Consider the following 4051-nt stretch of genomic DNA (forward strand, 5'->3'; position numbering starts at 1 on the left):
TTCTTCTCCATGGTTGTGTTGCAAGGCCATGGAATACCAGAATGGGCAGCTTGTGCTGGAGGCGCCCCAGCACGAGCTCACGCCCCGCGTCTCAAGCGAATTTCCAGACCTGAGGGTACAGTACCTTATTCCGTGCCGGTTGCTTACGGCCACCGCGACGTCTGGATCAGGGGCTATGTCGATCAGGTCGTTATCGGCTGCGGTGGTGAAGTCATCGCACGCCATCCCCGCTGCTACGGTCGCGAGGACATGGTCTTTGATCCAATGCATTACCTGCCGCTAATCGAGCGCAAGATCAACGCTTTGGATCAGGCAGCACCTCTGGCGGAATGGGACTTGCCGCCGGAGTTTGCGACCCTGCGCCGCCTGATGGAAGCGCGGATGATCAAGGCGGGACGCCGCGAGTATGTCCAGGTTCTGCGCCTTCTGGAGACCTTCGACATCGTCGATCTCCATGCCGCCGTGAAGAAGGCCCTGCAACTGGGCGCGGTCGGCTTCGATGCGGTCAAGCACCTCGTTCTCTGTCAGGTCGAGAGGCGGCCGCCGAAGCTCGACCTCGACGTCTACCCCTACCTGCCGCGTGCCGATGTCGCGACCACCTCGGCGGCCAGCTACATGTCTCTGCTGTCGGAGGATGCGGCATGACCGACACCCCGAAGATCCTGCTCGCGGAGCATCTGAAGACGTTGAAGCTGCCTACCTTGCCTCGCGGGAGTATGAAAAGCTCGCCCGCCAGTGCGCCGCCGAGGGGCTGGATCATGTCCAGTTCCTGGCGCGTCTGGTCGAGCTGGAACTGATCGACCGCGAGCGGCGAATGATCGAGCGCCGCATCAAGGCCGCGAAGTTCCCGGCCACCAAGAGCCTGGACAGCTTCGAGTTCAAGGCAATCCCGAAGCTCAACAAGATGCAGGTGCTGGAGCTTGCCCGGTGTGAGTGGATAAATCGGCGCGAGAACGTCATCGCCCTCGGCCCGAGCGGCACGGGCAAGACCCATGTTGCCCTCGGGTTGGGGTTGGCCGCCTGCCAGAAAGGGCTGTCGGTCAGCTTCACCACCGCCGCGACCCTAGTCAACGAGCTGATGGAGGCGCGCGACGAGCGCCGTCTGCTCCGCCTGCAAAAGCAGCAGGCCGCCGTCAAGCTGCTCATCATCGACGAACTGGGCTTCGTGCCGCTGAGCAAGACCGGCGCAGAGCTCTTGTTCGAGCTGATCTCGCAGCGCTATGAGCGCGGCTCCACGATGATCACCAGCAACCTGCCGTTCGACGAATGGACCGAAACCTTCGGCACCGAACGCCTGACCGGCGCACTGCTCGACAGGCTGACACACCACGTCAACATCCTCGAGATGAACGGCGACAGCTATCGGCTCGGCCAAAGCCGCGCCCGAAAGGCCCAAGCCAGAACCTGATCACCCGCCACAGGATTGGCCCTGCGGGCCAATGCGCCATGGCACGCGCCAGCTATGCGGCAAGCGCGCGCGCCATGGCGCTTGGCGCCCTGTCGCTGGCCTGGTTTTGCGCCGCCGCGTGGCCGGTTTTTACTCCGCCGTTGACAAGAGGAGGACCCTCTCCTCGACCTCTCCCATCGACGCCATCGGCGTTGCCGAATGGGGCAGGTCCATCGTGCCGCTTGCGGCGAACAGAAGACGGAGGGCGCGCGGGCCCATCCATTCGTGCCGGCTCCTCTTGGCGAGAGCCGGCACGAATGGATGAACCGAAAGGCGCGAAAGACAGAGACGACGGTGATCGAACGAACGATTGACCCGGACATCGATCCGGAAACCCCGAAACGGGAGACACCATGTTCGACGACATCACAACCTTCACCGCCCCTTCGTCCGCACTCGATGGCTTGCGAGCCTATCTCGGCGAACACCACGACGGGCTGCTCAACGCGGCCGCGTTGCTGGGCGGCCAGCCTGGCATCCGATTGGCGCAGTCTGTCCTCGACGACTTCGACACGCCTGGCACACCCCCGCGACGCACCATGTGCGCTCTCGACGATCTGCTCGATCTGTTGATGCTCGAGAACGTGCACGATCCCGATAGGATCGAAGCCGCGCGCTTTGCGATGCTCGACCCTGCAAGTCCGATCGTCGAAGAGATTTGCCTGCTCGCAGACGGTCTCGACGACGTGTTGGATACCTATCGTCGCGCGCTGGAGCCGATCCTCGCACAGCAGGTGGCGGCATGAGCGCGACAAATGTATCTGCCGCCCGCAACGCCGATCTCTTCGGTGGAGCCCAGATGACGAACAATCTTCTGATCGGCCTCGTCGCGGCCGCCATTGCGGAAGCAGAGATTGCCGCCCAAGGCCTGCGCGACACCGTAATACCTGCCTGGCCGCCGGCGAGGCGGACGTTTCCGCAGGATATCGCTCGACGACTCGAGAGAGCCGAGATCTTCGAAGGCGCATTCGCCGATGATCTGGGCACGTTTCTTGGATCGCTCGCCGCGAAAATCAAATCCGAGATGTATATCGGGTGGGAGGCGGACGAAAACCACAATCGCGGCGGCTACGAAGTCCTCTACGCCGACGAGGAGACGCACGCTCTCATCCGGTGCGCCAATGATCTGCAAAGCGCGCGAGAGGCAATCACTGCGGTGCTCTACGGCGTGCGTGCAATGCGCGTTGCTGACGAGCTTCTGGACGCCTGAGCCACGGTGGCGCCCGTCTGCGGGTGCCACCCTTATTGAGGACCCTCACGGGTCCCAGCCGCCGGATGGATCACCGGAGGCTGGCGTGTCGATCACCATCTCCCTGCTGCTCACTTCGACACGCCACTTGACGGAAATGAAGCCCAAAACGAAAGAAAGTTTTAATTCATATCAATGGGTTGGGTGCATCTCATTGCTCCGGAGCAGACTACACGACTCCCACCCGCAGCCGTCTCGGGACGACGAGATTTCGGGCGACGAGAGGCGTTTCGGGACCGGACCGCATCCATCGTCGGACCTCATCGAAGCCGGTCCGGAACCAGGATTTCGAGCAGTATCCGTGCTTCTTCCGGGCGGGGTATTTGTGTCCCATGAGCTGGGCTGCAGCACGGCAGATGAGGGCGATGGCAATAGCGGTTATGGCGATGAGCAGAGACAACTTGGACGCGAGCGTCAGGCGGGTGTCCTCCAGGTTCAGCCCCCGCGTCTTGCTGTCGGCGAACAGGCACTCGATGAGCCAGCGCTTCTTGTACTGCCGCAGGATGTGCGCGCCAGTGGCTGGATAGGGCGAAGCCACCACGAGAAGCTCGCCGCCCTTGATACGGCGCGCACCGAAGTGGAGCTCGAGGTCAGGGTGACTCGCTCTGCCAGGCAGGACGGCCGTGAAGCCCCGCACACCCCTGCACCGTGACAGCAGGGAGCGCAGGTTCAGCTCGCGGCCGTTGGTACGGACTATCTGGCCCTCCTTCATGCGGATCGCGAAGGGGATCTCCTGCTCGACGAGAAAAGTGAACCATTCCTGACCGATGAACTCGCGATCCGCCAGCAGCATCCGAACGGTTGAGGCGTCGAAATACGCGAGATACCGCTTCATCAGCGCGATGCGCTGAGCGGTCGTGCTGTTGCCGGAATGCGGGAGCATGGTCCACATCAACGGGACACGGAACCTGGCCGTGATGACGGCCAACACGAGGACGTTAACGTCGGTCTTGCCGATCTTCCAGTTGGTGCGGTCAAGACACAGATGCCAAGGGCGAGGGTTGCCGAGCAGCGAGATCACGATGCCCACGCTCCAATCCTCGGGCAGGCACACGTGTTGGAAGAAGCGTTGCAGACGGCGATAGGTCGATGCAACCATGGCGCGACTTGGCCGCTCGCTCGCGATATGCGTCAGGTTCACCGTTCGGGCGCTGATCATGCCAAGCAGGATCATGCAGAGCGTCTCGAGCCGTGACTTGCCCAACGGCACATGCGGAGTTAGCGTTTTCTGGAGATCGGCGAGAGCACGGATATTCAAGGGACCGTTCCTTTGGCGAGGTCGAGTCCACCAGAAGAATCNNTCTTGCCGGTCTCGGCCACCCCAAAAACGGCTGTGTCGTGTAGTCTGGCCTTCT

The 4051-nt window shown here is 62.3% G+C and carries 3 protein-coding genes and 2 pseudogenes; 4 read left to right on the forward strand and 1 reads right to left on the reverse strand.

Features of this window, described 5'->3' with window-relative positions; all coding sequences use genetic code 11:
* Positions 1-117: 117 nt before the first annotated feature.
* From JSE7799_RS13550 to JSE7799_RS13565, 4 genes and pseudogenes are all read left to right on the forward strand, one after another.
* Positions 118-645, forward strand: a pseudogene (locus JSE7799_RS13550) (Mu transposase domain-containing protein); the annotation flags it as partial.
* Positions 642-1408 (forward strand): annotated as a pseudogene (gene istB / locus JSE7799_RS13555) (IS21-like element helper ATPase IstB). The pseudogenes JSE7799_RS13550 and istB, both read left to right, overlap by 4 nt.
* A 392-nt stretch (positions 1409-1800) precedes the next feature.
* Positions 1801-2193: a hypothetical protein gene (locus JSE7799_RS13560; RefSeq protein WP_055664094.1), complete on the forward strand. Its 393-nt coding sequence runs from the start codon at positions 1801-1803 to the stop codon at positions 2191-2193.
* Between the two features lie 53 nt (positions 2194-2246).
* A complete protein-coding gene (locus tag JSE7799_RS13565) occupies positions 2247-2657 on the forward strand; it encodes a hypothetical protein (RefSeq protein ID WP_144431710.1) in 411 nt (136 codons plus the stop codon).
* A gap of 208 nt (positions 2658-2865) precedes the next feature.
* Here the strand turns inward: JSE7799_RS13565 and JSE7799_RS13570 are convergent, their stop codons facing one another.
* Positions 2866-3954, reverse strand: a complete 1089-nt coding sequence (locus tag JSE7799_RS13570; protein ID WP_055664096.1) for an IS4 family transposase — start codon at positions 3952-3954, stop codon at positions 2866-2868.
* Positions 3955-4051 lie beyond the last annotated feature (97 nt).

Source organism: Jannaschia seosinensis, assembly GCF_001408515.1.
Taxonomy (GTDB): Bacteria; Pseudomonadota; Alphaproteobacteria; order Rhodobacterales; family Rhodobacteraceae; genus Jannaschia; species Jannaschia seosinensis.

What these genes read in the sequence shown, in the direction of transcription:
- JSE7799_RS13565 (WP_144431710.1), top strand. Translation starts at nt 2,247, where the DNA reads ATGACGAACAATCTTCTGATCGGCCTCGTCGCGGCCGCCATTGCGGAA.
- JSE7799_RS13560 (WP_055664094.1), top strand. Translation starts at nt 1,801, where the DNA reads ATGTTCGACGACATCACAACCTTCACCGCCCCTTCGTCCGCACTCGAT.